An 18,919-nucleotide genomic window follows, 5' to 3' on the forward strand; every position below is an offset into this window, starting at 1 on the left:
TTATGTTTGGAATACAGGTTTTTGATGATTATCAACGAGACGTTATTAATTTTATCCGTCCCGTTTATGTTTTGGATTTTTTTCATGTAAATGCACAAACAAAAGGTCAAAAAATATATTCTTTTGAGCATGATATGTTTGTAATTGATTGGATTTCTTCATATGGTGACAGTCTGCCTAATGCATCTCTCAATGTTTCTATTAATAACGACACATTGCAATGGAATAGTGGTGGATACTCATTTGATATTTTTGTATTTTTGAGGGCGATCTAATGAGTTATGGTTTAATTGTAAAAAATAATGATAACAAAACATTTATATCTCCAAATATAACGCCTATGAATTTTGTAAAACGAACAGACATCTTAGTTAAAAAATTCACAAGAGGGGAATTTATCTTGGATACAGATATACCTGATAATTATGTTGTTTTACCTTTTATTCGTGTTATTAATACCAATAATTCTACTCCTAATTATGCTCCAATAAGAGTAACGGGATTAACATCAAAAAACGGTATGCGAGTAATAAAATTTCGACAAGATAACGTTAATGCAAATGCAACAGTGGAAGTGTACTTATTTTCCAATTTTGTCCCTAGATTAACTAAATATGGTTTAGAAATATACAATGAAAAGCAGGAAATGGTTTATAATAATACATGTTTACCTCTTGAAATTTGTTTTCTAAAAAAACCAGATTTGAATTTGTTTGGTTTTGAGTTTGGGGATAAAAAAGAAGATTCGATAATGATAGATGTGGGATTTCCTGTTGCATCCATGTCAACAAGTTATGGTTTAAAATCATTCCATGCGGGAGCTCAAAATGGGCACGCAACATATCATATCTTCTCTACAGCAATCAACACAAGTGTTGGCCTGCATTTAATGTATTATAATGAAGGTAAATACAAGGGGTCATATCCAAATATTGGAGATATTGCATATATTGACACAAGGAAATATCAATGAAGATTTTTTTATTAATTAATTTATGTTTTGTTTTATCAGCTTGCTCAATCGGGCTAAGTGAACAACAAAAGAATAGCAATCAAATTTCTTGTGATGTTGCGCAAGTAGGGTCTATTCCTCATGTTGACTGTCAACCCTCTGGAGGAGGAGCTAGGGGACGATAACTTTTGATATCCTATATTCATCAAAAAACCGCTTCGGCGGTTTTTTTATATTTAAAATTTGAGGAAAATTATGTCTTGGTACAAAACAGGTGCGGTAAACGTAACCAATAACAGCAAAATAGTAACTGGGATTAACACTAAATGGACTAATCCATTAATAGGTATTTGTTCTGGACAAATGTTGATGCTACAAACATCAAACACAATAGAGATTTATGAGATTGCATCCGTTCAGTCAGATACACAGCTAACACTGGCAAAGGATTATAGCGGAGCAAGTAAGACGGGTGTCTCGTACGAAATACCGACATCCCCCAAAGTTTCTATAGAAGCTTTAGCATTACGTGTATCTGAAATGTTGAATTATTATCAAATCCAACTGGACGCTTGGCAAATGATATTAACGAGTGAAGAAGAAGTTACTCTAACCGCTCCAGACGGTCGGCAAGTTACAATAAAATCACAATATGCAATTTCAAATGAACTCAATGAATTACTGGAACAGAGCAGGGGGTATGCTGAACAAACAACAAAAAATGCTGATATAGCTAAAAATGCTAGTACATCAGCTAAATCGTATTCAGATTCGGCAAAATCATATGCAGATAATGCTAGCGCATCAGCAACAGCATCTCGTAACTCTGCTCAACAATCTAGTAATAGCGCAAATGCGGCTAAAGCGTCTGAAAACAACGCTAAAACATCTGAACAAAATGCTAAAAAATCCGCAGATGACGCTAAAAACGCTGTGCTATCAATTGATACTACAAGCTTTATCAAAAAAACGGGTGTAGATAATCAGTCAATAGACGGGGCGTTAGATGTAAAAGTTCTAACTGAACAAGGTCAGCGTGTTTACTCGCCGAATAATAAACCAACTGCTGATGATGTCGGTACTGTTCCTGCGGTTAAAAAAGAAGTGAACGGCTCACCTACCTATATTGTTGGTAATCATATAGTTGTAAAAGACATGATTGGCGACCAACGATTAATGCCGTTTCGTCGTGATGAACTGCCTTTTGGTTGGTATTTTAGAAATGGTGATAATTTTTTGCTGGATTCACCGCAGGGGCAGGTTTTAAACAGTTTGTCAGCTAATTATAAAAACGACCATCGCATTACGATAAAAACAATTAACGGTAAACAGTATATTAATGTACCGACAGCTTTTGCACCTGACGGTCGTGGTTTTTTTGAGCGTGCAGTAAATGGAATCAACAGACAAGTTGGTAGCACTGAAGATGATGCGATTCGTAATATTACGGGCGGATTTAGCATGGATGGTATCGCAGGGTCGAGAGCTGGCGTCATTTGGGGGGGGTATGGTCCATTTTATGAAAACGGCACTAACCCATCAATTGCAAAATATTCGCCGACCGAGGTTGGAGTTAGCTCAAAAATGGGGTTTGATTTATCACGAGCAACACGCACAGGAACAGAAACTACTGTTATTAATATCGGCATGACGCCAGCTATATATTTAGGAGTTTAATATGATTAATTATTATTTTGATAACACAAATGAACTAAAGCCATTTACACATGAGCTGGAGGCAAATAATGATACATTGCCGCCAGACAATGCATTACGCATACCTCCCGAATTCAAAAACGGTTGTTGGCCATGCGAGGAAAATGGCGCATGGGTTTTAGTTGAGGACCATCGAGAAAAAACGGTATATAACACAGAAACGAAAGAATCAAGTGATGTTGATTATCTTGGTAAAATTAAAAACGGTTTTACTCTGTTAGAGCCGTTTGAATTTTGCAAATGGGACGGCAAAAAATGGGTTTTAGATGAAGATGCCAAAAATGAACATCTCATCAAAAATAACCAAGCATTAAAAAATTCATTAATCAACGAAGCTAATGAAAAAATAGCCGTGCTTCAAGATATCATTGATTTAGATATGCAAGAATCGGATGAAGACGCACAACTAAAACAATGGAAAAAATACCGCATTTTAGTTACTCGTGTTGATGCGTCAGATGTTAATGCTGTGTTCCCTAAAAAACCGCAATAACATCACGTCACACTATCAATCTTCAACTTACAATACTCAACAGCGTCATGTAACATCACAAAATCGGCGATATCGTATAGCGTTTTTGCTGTTTGATAGAACACGTAATTGTGATCTTCTTCGCTGTTGATAATGTAGCACTCGCCCGTGATTTCATTTTCGAAGTCTTCGGGTGTCATTCTTATGTAAATTGGTATGCGGTATTTAATTGTTATCATGATAGGTTATGTGTGTTTTTGAAGGTATTTTATATTGATTGTTTTTTAATGTGAAGTTTTTGAGAAAATGGTCGCAAAAAGTGTTAGAATACGTGAGAATATAATTGAGTAACTTATTGATATTTAACGATGAAAAAATCGGTAAAAATTACTGTATATTCTAAGTTATTTTTGCAACTAATTGATTTATAATAATATGTTTTCGGATTGCAAATCCGTCTACCTCGGTTCGACTCCGGGACGCGCCTCCATTTAAATTAACCAATATTTTGTCATTTTTTGTAATCACATTTTTTCAATTTTGTAATCTAACTTTTCAATATTAACTATGAGCTATTTTAATTATCATGCAAAAGCGAAGAAGTTAATCAAGGATGGTTATCTTATCAGGTATGAGTTTGTAGATAATTGGAATGGTATCAAGCCTGCGTTAGTTTTATATTTTAGAGAGGCTAACCCCATGCCAATTAGAGAATATCGATGGAATGAATATTTACCATTGTTGAGTAATGGGGAGAGTTTATTAAAATAAGTAGCTTTGCTTAATAAAGCATTAGGCTGATATGTAAGTGCTAATGCTCAAATTACTGTCTCCATAATACTTTGTGTAGCATTAGTTGAAATAGATACTGTTCGAATTAAATTGCCACCACTAATAAATACTCTCAATTATTGCATCAAAAAATAACGAACAAACAGGATTATTTCTCGAAAAATATTGCAAAAAAATAATTCTATTAATTCACTGTGCCAAGTAATTAGTTTAATTTTTGAATTTTTTCCTTAATTTACTTCCATTTTGCTAAGTTATATCCAAATTCATTTTAGTATTGTAATAGGTATCGCGCCATGTGGCTTTGCCTAAAAAGAATGATTGAAAATTAAAAGAGTGAGAAACATTTGTAAATTTGTTCGAATCTAATCTAATCATATTGATTAATAAAACACTTTTTAATGAGTATAGTTTTGGCGTTATATAGCTTGACTATATAATAAATTTGCCAACTGATAGGCTAAAGCGTAAAATGCCCATCCTATTTTGCTTAATCTATTACTAATTAGTAATACTGACCTGAAATCAGAGGCATTTTTAATGACAAATTTATATGCAAAACCAGAATTACTTTCTCCTGCTGGTTCTTTAAAAAATATGCGCTATGCATTTGCATATGGTGCAGATGCAGTTTATGCAGGGCAACCCCGATATAGTTTGCGGGTTCGTAATAATGAATTTAATCATGAAAATTTAGCGATCGGCATTAACGAAGCTCATGCCCAAGGCAAAAAGTTTTATGTAGTGGTTAATATAGCACCGCATAACTCTAAGTTAAAAACTTTTATTCGCGATTTAGAACCAATTGTAAACATGAAACCCGATGCCTTTATCATGTCAGATCCAGGTTTAATTATGTTAGTACGCGAACACTTTCCTGATATGGAAATTCATTTATCGGTACAATCTAACGCAGTTAACTGGGCAACGGTAAAATTTTGGCATCAAATGGGGTTAACTCGAGTGGTATTATCGCGTGAATTATCACTGGATGAAATTACTGAAATCCGTGAAAAAGTGCCCGAAATGGAATTAGAAGTGTTTATTCACGGTGCGCTATGTATGGCATATTCTGGGCGCTGTTTGCTTTCTGGTTATATCAATAAGCGCGATTCAAATCAAGGTACATGTACTAACGCATGCCGTTGGGAATATAAAGTTGCTGAAGGTAAAGAAGACGAAGTAGGGCAAATTGTTCATAAATGTGAACCGATACCAGTACAACAAGTTGAGCCAACATTAGGTATTGGTCAAACAACCAATAAAGTATTCATGCTTGAAGAGTCAGGGCGTCCAGGCGAATATATGCAAGCTTTTGAAGATGAACATGGCACATATATTATGAACTCAAAAGATTTAAGAGCTGTGGAGTTAGTCGACGATTTAACTAAAATTGGCGTACATTCTCTCAAAATTGAAGGAAGAACCAAATCTTTTTATTATTGTGCAAGAACGGCGCAAGTGTATCGCCAAGCAATTGATGCGGCAAGTGAAGGTAAACCTTTTGATCCTCGTTTATTACAAGAACTTAATGCACTTGCTAATCGAGGCTATACCGAAGGATTTTTACGTCGCCATAAGCATGAAGAAATGCAAAATTACGAACATAGCCATTCGGTTTCAGAAAGGCAACAATTTGTTGGCGAGTTTAGCGGTGAGAGGCTCAATGGCTTAGCTGAAGTTATCGTAAAGAATAAATTTTCTGTTGGGGATAGTGTCGAAATGATGACTCCCAAAGGTAATCAAAACTTCATTATCGAACGTATGGAAAACAAAAAAGGACAACCCGTTCCAGCAGGACTGGGGGATGGTCATATTGTTTATATTCCAATACCTGAAGATATAGATCTTAATTATGCATTATTAATGCGTAATTTTGATTAGCGATTGAACAATAAAAACTGTTCGGGATAACCGAACAGTTATTTTAAATCTTACTTTGTTATTGGCGAATTAAATCATCGCCATAAGCAATCCACTTATATGTGGTTAAAGCTTCAAGACCCATTGGGCCTCGGGCATGTAATTTTTGTGTACTAACCGCTACTTCTGCGCCTAACCCAAATTGCCCACCATCGGTAAAGCGTGTTGAAGCATTGACATAAACCGCAGCAGAATCAACCAAATTGACGAATTGCTGGGCGTTAGTTAAATCACGCGTTAAAATTGCTTCGGAATGTCCACTACCATAGTCACGAATATGTTCGACTGCTAGTTCAAGGGAGTCGACAATCACCACATTCAAGTCTTTTGATAACCATTCTTGGCGTAACTCATCATCTTTTACTGCAAAAGTATTTGCTATACCGGATTTTAATATTTTATACGCATTTGGAGCAGCGTGTAATACCACATTATTATCAGCCATAATTTGGCTAAGTTTGGGTAAAAATGTATCGGCAATTTTTGTATGTACAAGTAGTGTTTCAAGTGTATTACAGGTACTTGGGCGCTGAGTTTTGGCGTTGACAATAATAGAAAGTGCTTTATCAAAATCAGCCGTTTCGTCGACAAAAGTATGGCAGACGCCAATACCACCGGTAATGACAGGGATTGTTGAATGTTCGCGACATAATGTATGTAAAGCTGACCCACCACGAGGAATAATCATATCGACATATTTGTCGAGTTTAAGTAATTCAGTGATGTATTTACGATCAGGATTATCAATATACTGTATAGTCGCTTCGGGTAATCCAACTTGAGATAAAGCCTGTTGAATAATCGAGATTGTGGCGGCATTGGTATGCATTGTTTCTTTACCACCTCGTAATATTGCTGCATTACCCGTTTTTAAGCAAAGTGCTGCAATATCAATCGTTACATTTGGTCTTGCTTCATAAATAACACCAATAACCCCCAAAGGAACTCTATGGCGTTGTAGCTTTAAACCACTATATAAGGTTGAACCATCAATAATCTGACCAATTGGATCAGTCAATGAAACTACTTTTCTTACGTCACTAGCGATAGAGACTAAGCGCTCAGGTGTTAATAATAAACGGTCTAAAATAGCAGCACTTATCCCTTGCGTTTTAGCCGCTTGGATATCTTGTTTATTCGCTTCAAGGATAATTTCACTATGCTGTTCTAATAACTCTGCAATTATGGTTAAAACTTGATTTTTGGTTGAAGTAGGGCATTGTGCTAATTGGTATGATGCAAGTTTTGCTGTTTTACCCATTTGTTGTAACATTGTTATCACCATTTATTTTATTAAGCGAAAAGAAAATATATTACTTCTTTGTGCTTAATGTCAGTTAACTTATATTTCTTTATCCTTTAAAATCCTGTGTAATGAATCTAAAAGCTCTTCCAATTGGCAATCGTACCCTAATAGCTTCCTATTATTTATTTCGTTTTTGTATGTTATTTTATTATCATATCATTACGATGAACGGCAACAGGACCATATTCATAGCCAATAATTTGACTAATTTCTTGCGAATGATGCCCAGCAATTTGCCTTAAAGCATCACTGTTATAACGACTAACACCTCGAGCAATATGTTTGCCTAAGCTATCACATATATCAATAACTTCACCGCGCGAAAAGTCCTTTTCAACTTTTAGAATACCTTTAGGTAATAGCGAACTGCCATTATTTAAAATCGCATTAACAGCACCATCATCTAATAACACTTTGCCTGCTTTGGGTGCGCCAAATAACCAATGTTTTCGATGTTCTAGTGGCGTTTTTTGAGGAAGAAATCGTGTGCCGACAGGGTGATTATTGATAATATCAATAATGACATTAGCTCTGTTTCCTGCTGCAATCACAACTTCAATACCCGCACTGCCAGCAACTTTTGCTGCTTGTAATTTTGTTGTCATACCACCAGTACCAAGTCCCGAAACACTATCACCAGCAATGCTTAGTAATTTATCATCAATATGATCGACTTCATGAATTAACTTGGCACTTTTATCTGATCTTGGATCGGCTGTATAGAGGCCTTCAATGTCGGTTAATAAAATCAGTTTATCAGCTTCGGCTAAAATTGCGGCTAGCGCTGATAGATTATCATTGTCTCCAACTTTTATTTCGGCAGTTGCAACCGCGTCATTTTCGTTAATAACTGGAATGATATGATTATCCAACATGGCTTTTAACACATCTTGGGCATTTAAAAATCGTTCACGATCTTCAAGGTCGGCACGGGTAAGTAACATTTGGCCAATATAGATTTTATAGATAGAAAACAGCTGTTCCCAAAGCTGTATTAATTTACTTTGGCCAACCGATGCGAGCAATTGTTTTGATGCAACAGTATTAGGTAGAGTAGGGAAGTTTAAGTATTCGCGACCTGCTGCAATTGCGCCAGAAGTAACAATAATAACTTTATGTCCATCTTTATGTAAACATGCACATTGTCTTATTAGCTCAACTATTCGTGCCCGATCGAGTTGTTTTGTGCCATCAGTTAACACACTGGTACCTAATTTAACAACAACAATTTGTTGTTTTTTATTGATCATAACATTGCTCTTATTTTTAAATCATGAATTATAAAATAGACTCCATCCATTGTACTGATTGAGTTAACGCTTGATGCAAACTTTTTTGTAACTGTTTTTTAGACACTGTTACTACTTTATTTTGCTTAATTGAATAAATCAATTTTGCTTCACAAAGATTGCTTAGCTTATCATCCTCAAAGATGATATTCATCACCGGTACATGGCAAGAATGAGTTAAAAGTCCTTGATTTTTTAGTGAAAAGTATTTCAATTCTGCCGCTAATTGCTGATTGGATATCGAAGGTAATGCCAAGCGACTTGCGAGCATATCTTTGTAGCTATTAGGTAGATTTTTTTGCAGCTCATTATCAACAAAAATTTGGTGAACAAATGGAGTGAAGTTAAACAATCCTTTTATTTTATTTGGCATTAAATAGGCCAAACGTGTAGCAATATGTGAACCAAAACGAAAGCCAGCAACAAAAACACGATGATCATCAACCCATGGCACAGAGGACAATTGCTCTAATATAGCTTGATGAATTAGGCTACTATTTTGTGTTAAAGCAAAGTTACGGCTATATCCAACAGTCGGTAAGTCAACGGTTAACATAGCAAATCCATGTGGGGCTAAAAACTCACTAAAATAACGATAGTAATCGATTTGCAAATTACCTAATGCATTACAGATTAGCACAACAGGGCACGCTTTTTCAGTTTTTGGTAGATGTAAAATTGCTTTGGCGCTACGATTATCAACCTTAAATTCAAGCTCTTTAATCAAAAACGGTGAAAAACCAAGTGCTTTTGTATAAGCTTGATAAGCACAAGTTTGGGCATACATTGCCAGTTCATCATTTTTAAAATGGGGATAACTGGCGATACTTGAAAATTCACTGGCAATAAGGTAATAATTGAGTAAATTATTTTTATCTTCATTGCTCAGATTCGTTCTATCTATCGACTCTGCTTTCGCTTGCCAGATTGCTGCTTGGTTTAAAAATTCATAAATCCAGTTACCAGATTGATAACCAACAACCGTATCTAGCCAGTTATCATTTGTATGATGTCTAGTTGAAGCGGCAATTTTGGATAAAACCGCTTCAGCTTCTAATTTAGGTAATCCACGCCAATGCCACAAAATGGGATTAATAATGCGATACCACCTCGAATCAATTTCCCCATCTAACGCGCTAATACTACTACCATCACTACTATCGATACGATTTATGAGTGTTGATGTTTCAGGATAATCAAATTGTGGTTTAAATATCTGTGCCGTTAGATTTTCGGTAGTTGCCATAACAACCTTAATTTCCTTATTGATTATTTATGATCACAAATTGGTTTAACGAACATGACGCCAGTATCCCAAGGTTGTTCGATCCAAGTATCTTGATCGATATCAATAACATAATCATCAACAAGTGGTTTACCTGCTGGTTTTGCAAAAATAGTAACAAAGTGTGCTTTTGGATACATTTCGCGGATAGTATGAGCTGTGTTACCTGTATCGACTAAATCGTCAACGACAATAAAGCCTTCACCATCGCCATTTGCCTGTTTTAATATTAGTTTTTCGCGTTGATGATCATGATCGTAACTTGAAATACAAACCGTATCGACATAACGAATACTTAATTCACGCGCTAAGATAGCTGCTGGAACTAATCCACCACGACTAACGGCAATAATACCTTTCCATTGGTTAGCAGGTAATAAACGTTCTGAGAGTTGACGCCCGTAGGATTGTAACATTTCCCAAGTGACATTGAATTTTTTCTTTTCAGCAATAAGTTCTGCTTTGTGTTGTTTTTTTGCTTGGATTTCTTCTTCTGTTAATAAAGTTTGTTCTGTTGACATGTGTAACCTGCAATTTTAATCGAATGTACGAATAAATAAATATTAATGGACTAAAAATAGTTGTAAAATTGCACCTTATTATAGAGTGATTAGTTAAAAAAAACCACTCATTAATTTATTACTTACTTAATAATTGAGGTTATATTATGCTTTCTACCTTAACACCTAAATTTGTTTGGCAGATTTTTAATGATATTTGTAAAATTCCCCACCCATCTCATCATGAGCAAATGATAACCAAATATATTGTTGATTTTGCCAATAGGAATCACATTGATTGCAAGCTTGATAAAGTAGGTAATATTTTATTAACCAAACCTGCTACTAAAGGGATGGAAGCGTGCCCGTCGATTGCTTTGCAAGCCCATATGGATATGGTGCCTCAAAAAAATGAAGGCACTAGTCACGATTTTTTAACCGACCCAATTCAAGCTTATGTTGATGGTGAATGGGTAAAAGCCAAAGGTACAACATTAGGTGCAGATAACGGCGTTGGGCTTGCATCTGCGTTAGCTGTGTTAATTGATCCTACTGTTGAACATGGGCCGATTGAAGTGTTAATAACAGTATCAGAAGAAACTGGCATGCATGGTGCCTTTGGTTTACAACCAAATTGGTTAAAAAGCCACTATTTAATTAATACTGATTCTGAAGACGAAGGCGAAATATTTACTGGTTGCGCTGGCGGTGTTGACTTTACCACGACTTTTGCTATTACTTATGCAGTAATACCTGAAAAACATGATTGTTATATGAGTATTTCGCTTAAAGGGTTAAAAGGTGGGCATTCAGGTTGTGATATTCACCTTGGTCGTGGTAACGCAATTAAATTAATGGCTCGTTTTTTAGTGCAATATGCACAAGATATCTCGTTTAGATTAGCCGATATAAAAGGAGGATCATTACGCAATGCTATTCCAAGAGAAGCCTTTGCTGAAATCACACTAAATAAACAAGATTTACCTAAATTAGAAGCTATTGTTAGACAATATCAAACTATTTTACACAGCGAATTAGGTCATGCAGAGCCTGCTATCGAAATAATTTTATCAGAGGTTGAATCCAATAAAGTAAAACGTGTATTAACCACTGAACATCAAAATAAGATCATTGATTGGTTAAATACAGCACCTAATGGTGTGGTTAGAATGAGTGATCAGCTTCATGGTGTGGTTGAAACATCACTCAATTTCGGTATTGTTAATATTGAAGATAACCAACTTAATGCCCATTTTTTAATTCGCTCTCAAGTTGATAGTGCTAAAGATGCCGTTGTATCGACATTGATATCTCTTAGTCAACTTGTGAATGCCAATTATGAAATAAGTGGTGGTTATTCAGGATGGGAACCTAATTTAGATTCACAATTACTTAAACTAGCTAAAGATAAATATCTCGAAATTTTTTCTCAGCAAGCAAAAATAATGGTGATTCATGCAGGGCTTGAATGTGGTTTATTTAAACAAAGTTATCCAAATATGGATATGATTTCAATTGGGCCAACGATTGTTTCGCCACATTCACCAGACGAAAAAGTAAACATACAAAGCGTTTACCGCTATTGGGAATTATTGATAGCGATATTAAAATCGGCAAGTTTTTTAAAATAATCTAACGTATACCTGCCGATTTTTATCGGTAGGTATTTGAAGTTGTTTGCTTGTATTTACTCAAGAAAATAAAATCATAAATTAGATTCACTTAAAATATTAGGACAAAATCCCCAAAAAAACAAAATGAAATTAAATTCATAAAAAGTGAATAAAAATTCATTTTGACACTTGTAATAGCCTTATAAATAACCTACTATATACAAATTATTGTATAAAAAATAGATAAGGATAGGTATGTTAAAGGCCATTATTGTAGGAGCGAGTGGTTATGCTGGTGCAAAATTAGCTTATTATTTACATAAGCATCCGCATATAGAACTTATTGCTTTAATTGTATCAGAAAACAGCCAAGATGGTGGCAAGCTCATTTCTGATTACGATTTACATCCCCAGTTAAAATGTGTTGTTGATTTACCGCTTATAGCCACTGCGGATTATTCCGCTTATATTAATGATGTCGATATCGTGTTTTTAGCTACTGAACATGCCGTTAGTCACACTATTGCCCCTTATTTCTTAGAACATGACTGTACCGTTTTTGATTTATCTGGTGCGTTTAGAGTCAATTCCGCCACTTTTTATACTGATTATTATGGCTTCACCCATCAACATCCAAAATGGTTAGACAAAGCCGTTTATGGCTTAGCTGAATGGAATAGTGAACAGATCAAAAGAGCTCAACTTATTGCGGTACCAGGGTGTTATCCTACCGCTTCGCAATTACCACTAAAACCATTAATTAAAGAAGAACTACTAGACAGTTCACAATGGCCTGTTATTAATGCCGTCAGTGGTGTAAGTGGAGCAGGGCGAAAACCTTCGCATAATAATATATTTTGCGAAGTGAGCTTACATGCTTATGGGTTGTTTACTCATCGCCATCAACCCGAAATTGCGACACATTTAGGTCAAGAAGTGATCTTTATACCTCATTTAGGTAGTTTTAAACAAGGTATTCATGCCACTATAACTTGCCGAGTAAAAGAAGGCGTAACATCACAAGATATTCTTACGGCTTTGAATAAATATTACCAAAATAAACCTTTAATCAGAGTTTATCAAAAAGATTGGCCGGCATTAAAATCTGTCATTGGTTTGCCTTATTGTGATATTGGTTTTGTATTAAAAGATCGCCATTTAATATTAATTTCTGTTGAAGACAACTTATTAAAAGGTGCAGCAGCACAAGCAGTGCAGTGTATGAATATTCGATATGGTTTTGATGAAACCACATCATTATTATAAAAATGGATGAAATATTTAAATTCTGTAAAAAATTATTGAATAAATTAGCAGTAAGTTAAATTAATAGGAAACTAAAATGAAACCATTAATTATAAAGCTTGGTGGTGTATTACTTGATAACAAAGATGCCTTAAATAAATTATTTGTTGTTATTAGTGAATATAAAAAGAATTTTCAACGGTCATTAATTATTGTGCATGGCGGTGGTACAGTGGTCGATTCACTAATGGATAGACTCTCTTTACCCGTGGTACGTCGAAACGGGCTACGAGTCACTCCTGCTGACCAAATTGACGTCATTGTCGGTAGCCTTGCTGGCAGTGCTAATACCACTTTATTGTCAGAAGCTAAAAAACAGCAAATAGCCAGTGTGGGACTCTGCTTAGCTGATGGTAATAGTGTAGAAGTCAAGCAAATTTCGGAAGACCTTGGTTATGTTGGCGAAGCCAAAACCGGCGATCCTACATTAATAAACCTACTTATTAATGCCGGTTACTTACCAATTGTCAGCTCGATTGGTATCACTGAAGAAGGGCAAATGATGAATGTCAATGCCGATCACGCTGCGGTTGCGCTAGCTAAGATCTTAAATGCTGACTTGATATTGCTATCTGATGTGGTTGGCGTACTTGATGAAAATAAACAACGCATTGAATCACTAATGCAATCGCAAGCTGATCAATTGATTGCCAAAGGTATTATTACAGAGGGCATGGTCGTAAAAGTCAATTCCGCTTTCGAAGCTGCCAAAGCCTTAGGACGACCGATTGCAATTGCTAGTTGGAAAGAGTCTGACCAACTGATTAAATTATTTAATGGGCAATCAGGTACAACAGGTACAAGAATTGTTGCTTAAATATTAAGCTGGTTAGCTATATTTAACAATTTAAAGTAAGGGTCTCTAACTCATTTTTTATAGTAAGTTAATTTAGAAAGGGTGTAGCATGAAAAAAAGTGGAACAAAAAAAGTTGTATTGGCTTATTCAGGTGGTTTGGATACATCGGCGATTATTCCTTGGTTAAAAGAAAATTATGGCGGGTGTGAAGTTTATGCATTCGTTGCTAATGTAGGTCAAGATCCAAAAGAATTAAAAGATGTAGAAAAAAAAGCCAAAGCATCGGGTGCAGTTGCTTGTAAAGTTGTTGATTTACGAGAAGAATTTGTTAAAGACTATGTGTACCCTGTCTTAAAAACAGGAGCTTTATACGAAGGTACCTATTATCTTGGTACCTCGATGGCTCGTCCAATTATTGCTAAAGCACAAGTTGAGTATGCGCTAGAGGTTGGCGCTGATACATTATGCCATGGTGCGACAGGTAAAGGTAATGACCAAGTACGTTTTGAAACCACTTATGCTGCACTCGCGCCACAACTTAAAGTGATTGCACCTTGGCGTGAATGGGATCTACGTTCACGTGAAGCACTGATTGATTATTTAAAAGTACGTAAAATTCCAACTACTGCAACTGTTGAAAAAATTTACAGCCGTGACGAAAACGCATGGCATATCTCAACCGAAGGCGGCGTGTTAGAAAGCACATGGAACCAAGCTAACGCTGATTGCTGGGCTTGGACTGTTTCGCCAGAAGAAGCGCCAGACAAACCGGAATTGGTGACCATTGGCATTGAAAAAGGTGAAGTGATTTCAGTCAATGGTAAAAAATTATCGCCTTACAACTGTGTTGCAACATTAAATAAAATTGGTGAAAAACATGGTGTTGGACGAGTTGATATTATTGAAAATCGCCTAGTTGGCATTAAATCACGTGGTTGTTATGAAACGCCTGGTGGAACAATCATGATGACAGCATTACGCGGTTTAGAACAATTAATCTTAGATCGTGACAGCTTTAAATGGCGCGAACAACTTGGTTTAGAAATGGCTTACGTTGTTTATGATGGACGCTGGTTTGCTCCATATCGTCGATCAATTCAAGCCGCAGCTGAAGTTTTAGCGCAAGATATGACCGGTGAAGTAGTGGTTAAACTTTATAAAGGTAACGCGACTGCGGTACAAAAGCAATCACCAAATAGCTTATACAGCGAAGAGTTTGCCACATTTGGTGAAGATGAAGTTTATGATCATAGCCATGCTGGTGGGTTTATTCGTCTATTCTCGTTATCATCACGAATACGTGCATTAAATGAAGAAAAGCAAAAACAACCTGCAAAAAAAGCTAAAACAGCTAAATCCGCTAATAACACAAAAATAGCAGCTAAAAAATCAGCAACAAAAGCAAAAAAGTAAAAGCTAATGCGCAAATAAAATAGTGAGAATAATAAATATATACAGGTTAAACCCTGTATATATTATTTTTATTCTTGATAAAATTTAAATTATTTAAGCAATTATTAAAGATAATATTGAGGTAATTATGGCATTATGGGGAGGACGTTTTAGTCAAGCGGCAGATCAACGATTTAAGCATTTTAATGATTCATTGCGCTTTGACTATCGTCTTGCAGAGCAAGATATCATGGGTTCAATTGCTTGGTCAAAAGCATTGGTGACAGTTAACGTAATATCTTATGATGAACAAAAAAAATTAGAAAAAGCCTTAAATGAATTACTGATTTCGGTTCAACAAGATCCCAAACAGATTTTACAAAGTGATGCCGAAGATATACATAGTTGGGTTGAACAAAAACTGATCGAAAAAATTGGCGACTTAGGTAAAAAATTACATACAGGGCGAAGCCGTAACGACCAATCAACGACAGATTTAAAACTATGGTGTAAAGATCAAATCCCTTACTTAATTAGTGCGATTAATCACTTGCGACAATCTCTGGTTATAACTGCCGAACAGCATCAAAATGCCATTATGCCCGGTTATACCCACTTGCAACGAGCACAACCAATTACTTTTGCACAATGGTGCTTAGCCTATTTTGAAATGCTTAGCCGTGATGTCAGCCGCTTACAAGATACATTAAAACGCTTAGACGTTAGCCCATTAGGCTCAGGTGCATTAGCCGGAACCGCCTATCCAATGGACCGTGAGCAATTGGCGCATTGGTTAGGATTTACTCAAGAAACTAATAATAGTTTAGATTCGGTGTCTGATCGTGATCATATTGTTGAATTATTAAATAACGCCTCAATAGGCATGGTACATCTATCGCGTTTTGCTGAAGATCTTATTATTTTCAACAGTGGCGAAGCCAACTTTGTTGAGTTATCAGATCGCGTTACGTCAGGCTCTTCACTCATGCCACAAAAAAAGAATCCCGATGCATTAGAACTGATTCGCGGCAAAGTAGGGCGGGTCACTGGCGCTCTAATGGGAATACTCATGACTATCAAAGGTTTACCTCTTGCTTATAATAAAGATCTACAAGAAGACAAAGAACACCTATTTGATGCGCTTGACACTTGGCAAGAATGTTTAGATATGGCTGCACTAGTGTTAGAAGATATCAAAATTAACTATACAAACTGCCAAGAAGCCGCTAAACAAGGTTATTCAAATGCAACCGAACTTGCTGATTATTTAGTTGCCAAAGGCATACCATTCCGCGAAGCTCATCACATTGTTGGCGAAGCCGTTGTTGATGCGATAGCAAAGCAAAAAGCACTCGAAGAACTCTCGCTTGCCGAACTACAAAAGTTCAGCCCCGTTATCGATAGTGATGTCTATCCAATATTATCGTTAGAATCCTGTTTAGCTAAACGCTGTGCTAAAGGCGGCGTTGCACCACAGCAGGTAAAATCAGCGATTGAAGTTGCCAAGCAACAACTTTCATAATCACCTATATCAATCTAATTACAACCATGCCGGCATTCGCCGGTGTTTTTATACTAAAACACATAGTTTCCTGAAACTTTTTTACAAAAAATCTGATTGTATATCTGTCCATACAGTGTAAAAATAGAATCCTTTTTTGAATGGATTAAAGTGAATCGCAATGAATAAAAGTTATAACTTTAGTGCAGGTCCTGCAAAATTGCCTGCTGATGTATTAAAGCAAGTTCAAACTGAATTATTAAATTGGCGTAATACAGGCGCATCGGTCATGGAATTAAGCCATAGAGGCAAAGATTTTGATGCATGTGCTATTGAAGCCTCTAATGACCTGCGTGAAATTTTAAACATCCCTAATAATTACAAAATCCTCTATTGCCAAGGTGGTGCTAGAGCACAATTTGCCGCAGTTCCATTAAATATCTTAGGTAACAAAACCAGTGCAGACTATATTAACAGCGGTTATTGGAGCCAATGCGCAGCCAAAGAAGCCAGCAAATATTGCCAAATTAATGAACAAAATGTTGTTATCAAACAAAATGGACTAACAGCTATCAAACCTATGTCAGAATGGCAATTAAATGATAATTCCGCCTATGTACACTATTGCCCGAATGAAACAATAGATGGGATTCAAATCTTTGAAGCCCCCAACTTTGGCAATAAAACCGTGGTTGCAGACTTATCATCATGCATATTATCGCAACCTATTGATGTAAGCCGATATGGCATTATTTATGCTGGAGCACAAAAAAATATTGGTCCATCAGGTATTACCATTGTTATTGTGCGTGAAGATCTTATTGGTTATGCGCAAAAAATCCTACCATCAGTATTAGATTACAAAATCTTATTAGATAACGATTCCATGTTTAATACGCCACCTACATTTGCATGGTATATGTCAGGCTTAGTGTTTAAATGGATAAAAAGCCTTGGTGGACTAAAAGCAATGCAGCAACGAAACCAAGCCAAAGCGCAATTACTATACCAATTTATCGATCAATCCGATTTTTATCGAAATACTGTCGCAACAGCGAATCGATCAATTATGAATGTCACTTTCTTATCGCCAAATGAAGAACTAGATAAAAAATTTGTAAGCGAAGCAACTCAAGCTAACATTATTGGCATCAAAGGTCACCGTATTGCAGGTGGAATGCGTGCATCCATTTATAACGCGATGGATCAAGAAGGAGTGAATTATTTAATTGACTTTATGCAGCAATTTGAAAAACAAAATGGTTAAATTAACTCAAGATATTACAATTCATTAATACCAATAAAAAAGGGAAGCAAAGCTCCCTTTCTTATTTAACTAGCCTTATTTACAACTATAAACATCACCAGCCATAACCGCATCTGTTGGCGCAATATCCGAAATATATTGCATAGAAGTATCTTGTGCGTTATAAATCACATTCCCCCCCATTGCAGCAGCCTTATTCATCAGCTCAGAAGCCGCATCGTGAATTAGCTCGCTATGCGTTTTAAGGCCAGAAAAGAAACTACTACGACGTCCTTCCGCTTTACCTAATAACTGACAAGAAGCTGCAGGCTTAGTATCAATAAACTGAACTTGACTACCAGCAGAAGTAGGTTGATATTTAGAACTACTACAAGCACCTAAAAGCAAGGTTGCAAACATCGCAACACCAATAAATAATAATTTTTTTATAGACATAACATTCCCTCAACCAATAAAATAGCAAACAATAATAAGCCAAATTATTGTATCAGTTTAATTAAACAAAAAATATCAGTAATTAAACTTGCATAAAATCCAATAAATTAAAGTTTAATAAATAATCAAACTGACCTATTTTATTAATTAACTATAGCAAATTTGATTCAACTCTATTATAATCATAACCCTACTAACTCAGTAGCGCATCCAAATGGCCCCTTAGCTCAGTTGGTCAGAGCAGTCGACTCATAATCGATTGGTCACTGGTTCAAGTCCAGTAGGGGCCACCATTCTAAATCAATATAATCAAAAGCTTACGTTTAAAAATCACATTATGAAAATCAGTCAATTTTATTAAGTGGCGGTAAAAT

General features: G+C 35.9%; 16 protein-coding genes, 1 tRNA gene and 1 pseudogene. 13 read left to right on the top strand and 5 right to left on the bottom strand.

Translation table 11 applies throughout. The annotated features are described in order from the left end of the window. The first annotated feature begins 2 nt into the window (after nt 1–2). From ACYIAM_RS07350 to trhP, 6 genes are all read left to right on the top strand, one after another. Nucleotides 3–275, top strand: coding sequence for a hypothetical protein (locus ACYIAM_RS07350; RefSeq protein WP_483747804.1), 273 nt, complete (start codon nt 3–5; stop codon nt 273–275). Next, the gene (locus ACYIAM_RS07355) at nt 275–973 is read left to right on the top strand and encodes a hypothetical protein (RefSeq protein WP_483747805.1); all 699 of its coding nucleotides are present in this window, start codon (nt 275–277) and stop codon (nt 971–973) included. The genes ACYIAM_RS07350 and ACYIAM_RS07355 overlap by 1 nt, the downstream gene beginning before the upstream one ends. Continuing rightward, complete coding sequence (locus ACYIAM_RS07360; protein ID WP_483747806.1) at nt 970–1,137, top strand: hypothetical protein; 168 nt, start codon at nt 970–972, stop codon at nt 1,135–1,137. Before ACYIAM_RS07355 ends, ACYIAM_RS07360 begins: the two co-directional genes overlap by 4 nt. Before the next feature lie 70 nt (nt 1,138–1,207). Next, nucleotides 1,208–2,629, top strand: coding sequence for a hypothetical protein (locus ACYIAM_RS07365; protein WP_483747807.1), 1,422 nt, complete (start codon nt 1,208–1,210; stop codon nt 2,627–2,629). 1 nt (nt 2,630) lies between these two features. Continuing rightward, on the top strand, nt 2,631–3,161 hold the full coding sequence (locus ACYIAM_RS07370; RefSeq protein WP_483747808.1) for a tail fiber assembly protein: 531 nt from the start codon (nt 2,631–2,633) through the stop codon (nt 3,159–3,161). 1,311 nt (nt 3,162–4,472) lie between these two features. Further along, nucleotides 4,473–5,816, top strand: coding sequence for a prephenate-dependent tRNA uridine(34) hydroxylase TrhP (trhP, locus tag ACYIAM_RS07375; protein ID WP_174796934.1), 1,344 nt, complete (start codon nt 4,473–4,475; stop codon nt 5,814–5,816). A 58-nt stretch (nt 5,817–5,874) separates the two neighbouring features. Here trhP and proA read toward each other — a convergent pair whose 3' ends face one another. The 4 genes from proA to gpt all read right to left on the bottom strand — a co-directional run bounded on the left by proA (nt 5,875) and on the right by gpt (nt 10,256). After that, entirely contained in the window at nt 5,875–7,128 is a 1,254-nt protein-coding gene (proA, locus tag ACYIAM_RS07380) for a glutamate-5-semialdehyde dehydrogenase (protein WP_483747809.1), read from the bottom strand. Nucleotides 7,129–7,301: 173 nt separating this feature from the next. After that, nucleotides 7,302–8,411: a glutamate 5-kinase gene (gene proB / locus ACYIAM_RS07385; protein WP_174796936.1), complete on the bottom strand. Its 1,110-nt coding sequence runs from the start codon at nt 8,409–8,411 to the stop codon at nt 7,302–7,304. A gap of 28 nt (nt 8,412–8,439) precedes the next feature. Continuing rightward, a complete protein-coding gene (locus ACYIAM_RS07390; RefSeq protein WP_483747810.1) occupies nt 8,440–9,696 on the bottom strand; it encodes an alpha/beta hydrolase in 1,257 nt (418 codons plus the stop codon). A 23-nt stretch (nt 9,697–9,719) separates the two neighbouring features. Then, a complete protein-coding gene (gpt, locus tag ACYIAM_RS07395) occupies nt 9,720–10,256 on the bottom strand; it encodes a xanthine phosphoribosyltransferase (RefSeq protein ID WP_174796938.1) in 537 nt (178 codons plus the stop codon). Nucleotides 10,257–10,402: 146 nt separating this feature from the next. Here gpt and ACYIAM_RS07400 point away from each other — a divergent pair, with 146 nt between their 5' ends. From ACYIAM_RS07400 to serC, 6 genes and pseudogenes are all read left to right on the top strand, one after another. Continuing rightward, on the top strand, nt 10,403–11,866 hold the full coding sequence (locus tag ACYIAM_RS07400) for an aminoacyl-histidine dipeptidase (RefSeq protein WP_483747811.1): 1,464 nt from the start codon (nt 10,403–10,405) through the stop codon (nt 11,864–11,866). A 237-nt stretch (nt 11,867–12,103) separates the two neighbouring features. Next, nucleotides 12,104–13,114 carry an N-acetyl-gamma-glutamyl-phosphate reductase gene (gene argC / locus ACYIAM_RS07405; protein WP_174796940.1) on the top strand — a complete coding sequence of 337 codons (1,011 nt, stop codon included), beginning with the start codon at nt 12,104–12,106 and terminating at the stop codon, nt 13,112–13,114. A gap of 76 nt (nt 13,115–13,190) precedes the next feature. Beyond that, nucleotides 13,191–13,970, top strand: coding sequence for an acetylglutamate kinase (argB, locus tag ACYIAM_RS07410; protein WP_483747812.1), 780 nt, complete (start codon nt 13,191–13,193; stop codon nt 13,968–13,970). Nucleotides 13,971–14,058: 88 nt separating this feature from the next. Then, nucleotides 14,059–15,276, top strand: a pseudogene (locus tag ACYIAM_RS07415) (argininosuccinate synthase); the annotation flags it as partial. Nucleotides 15,277–15,490: 214 nt separating this feature from the next. Beyond that, nucleotides 15,491–16,864 (top strand): argininosuccinate lyase, encoded by a 1,374-nt coding sequence (argH, locus tag ACYIAM_RS07420; protein ID WP_483747813.1) that lies wholly within the window; start codon nt 15,491–15,493, stop codon nt 16,862–16,864. 160 nt (nt 16,865–17,024) lie between these two features. Then, on the top strand, nt 17,025–18,110 hold the full coding sequence (gene serC / locus ACYIAM_RS07425) for a 3-phosphoserine/phosphohydroxythreonine transaminase (RefSeq protein WP_483747814.1): 1,086 nt from the start codon (nt 17,025–17,027) through the stop codon (nt 18,108–18,110). A gap of 75 nt (nt 18,111–18,185) precedes the next feature. Here serC and ACYIAM_RS07430 read toward each other — a convergent pair whose 3' ends face one another. Next, entirely contained in the window at nt 18,186–18,545 is a 360-nt protein-coding gene (locus ACYIAM_RS07430) for a DUF4156 domain-containing protein (protein ID WP_483747815.1), read from the bottom strand. 216 nt (nt 18,546–18,761) lie between these two features. Here ACYIAM_RS07430 and ACYIAM_RS07435 point away from each other — a divergent pair. Beyond that, nucleotides 18,762–18,838: transfer RNA gene (locus tag ACYIAM_RS07435), tRNA-Ile, on the top strand. The last annotated feature ends 81 nt before the right edge of the window (nt 18,839–18,919 follow it).

The organism is Gilliamella sp. X-60 (genome assembly GCF_057063585.1).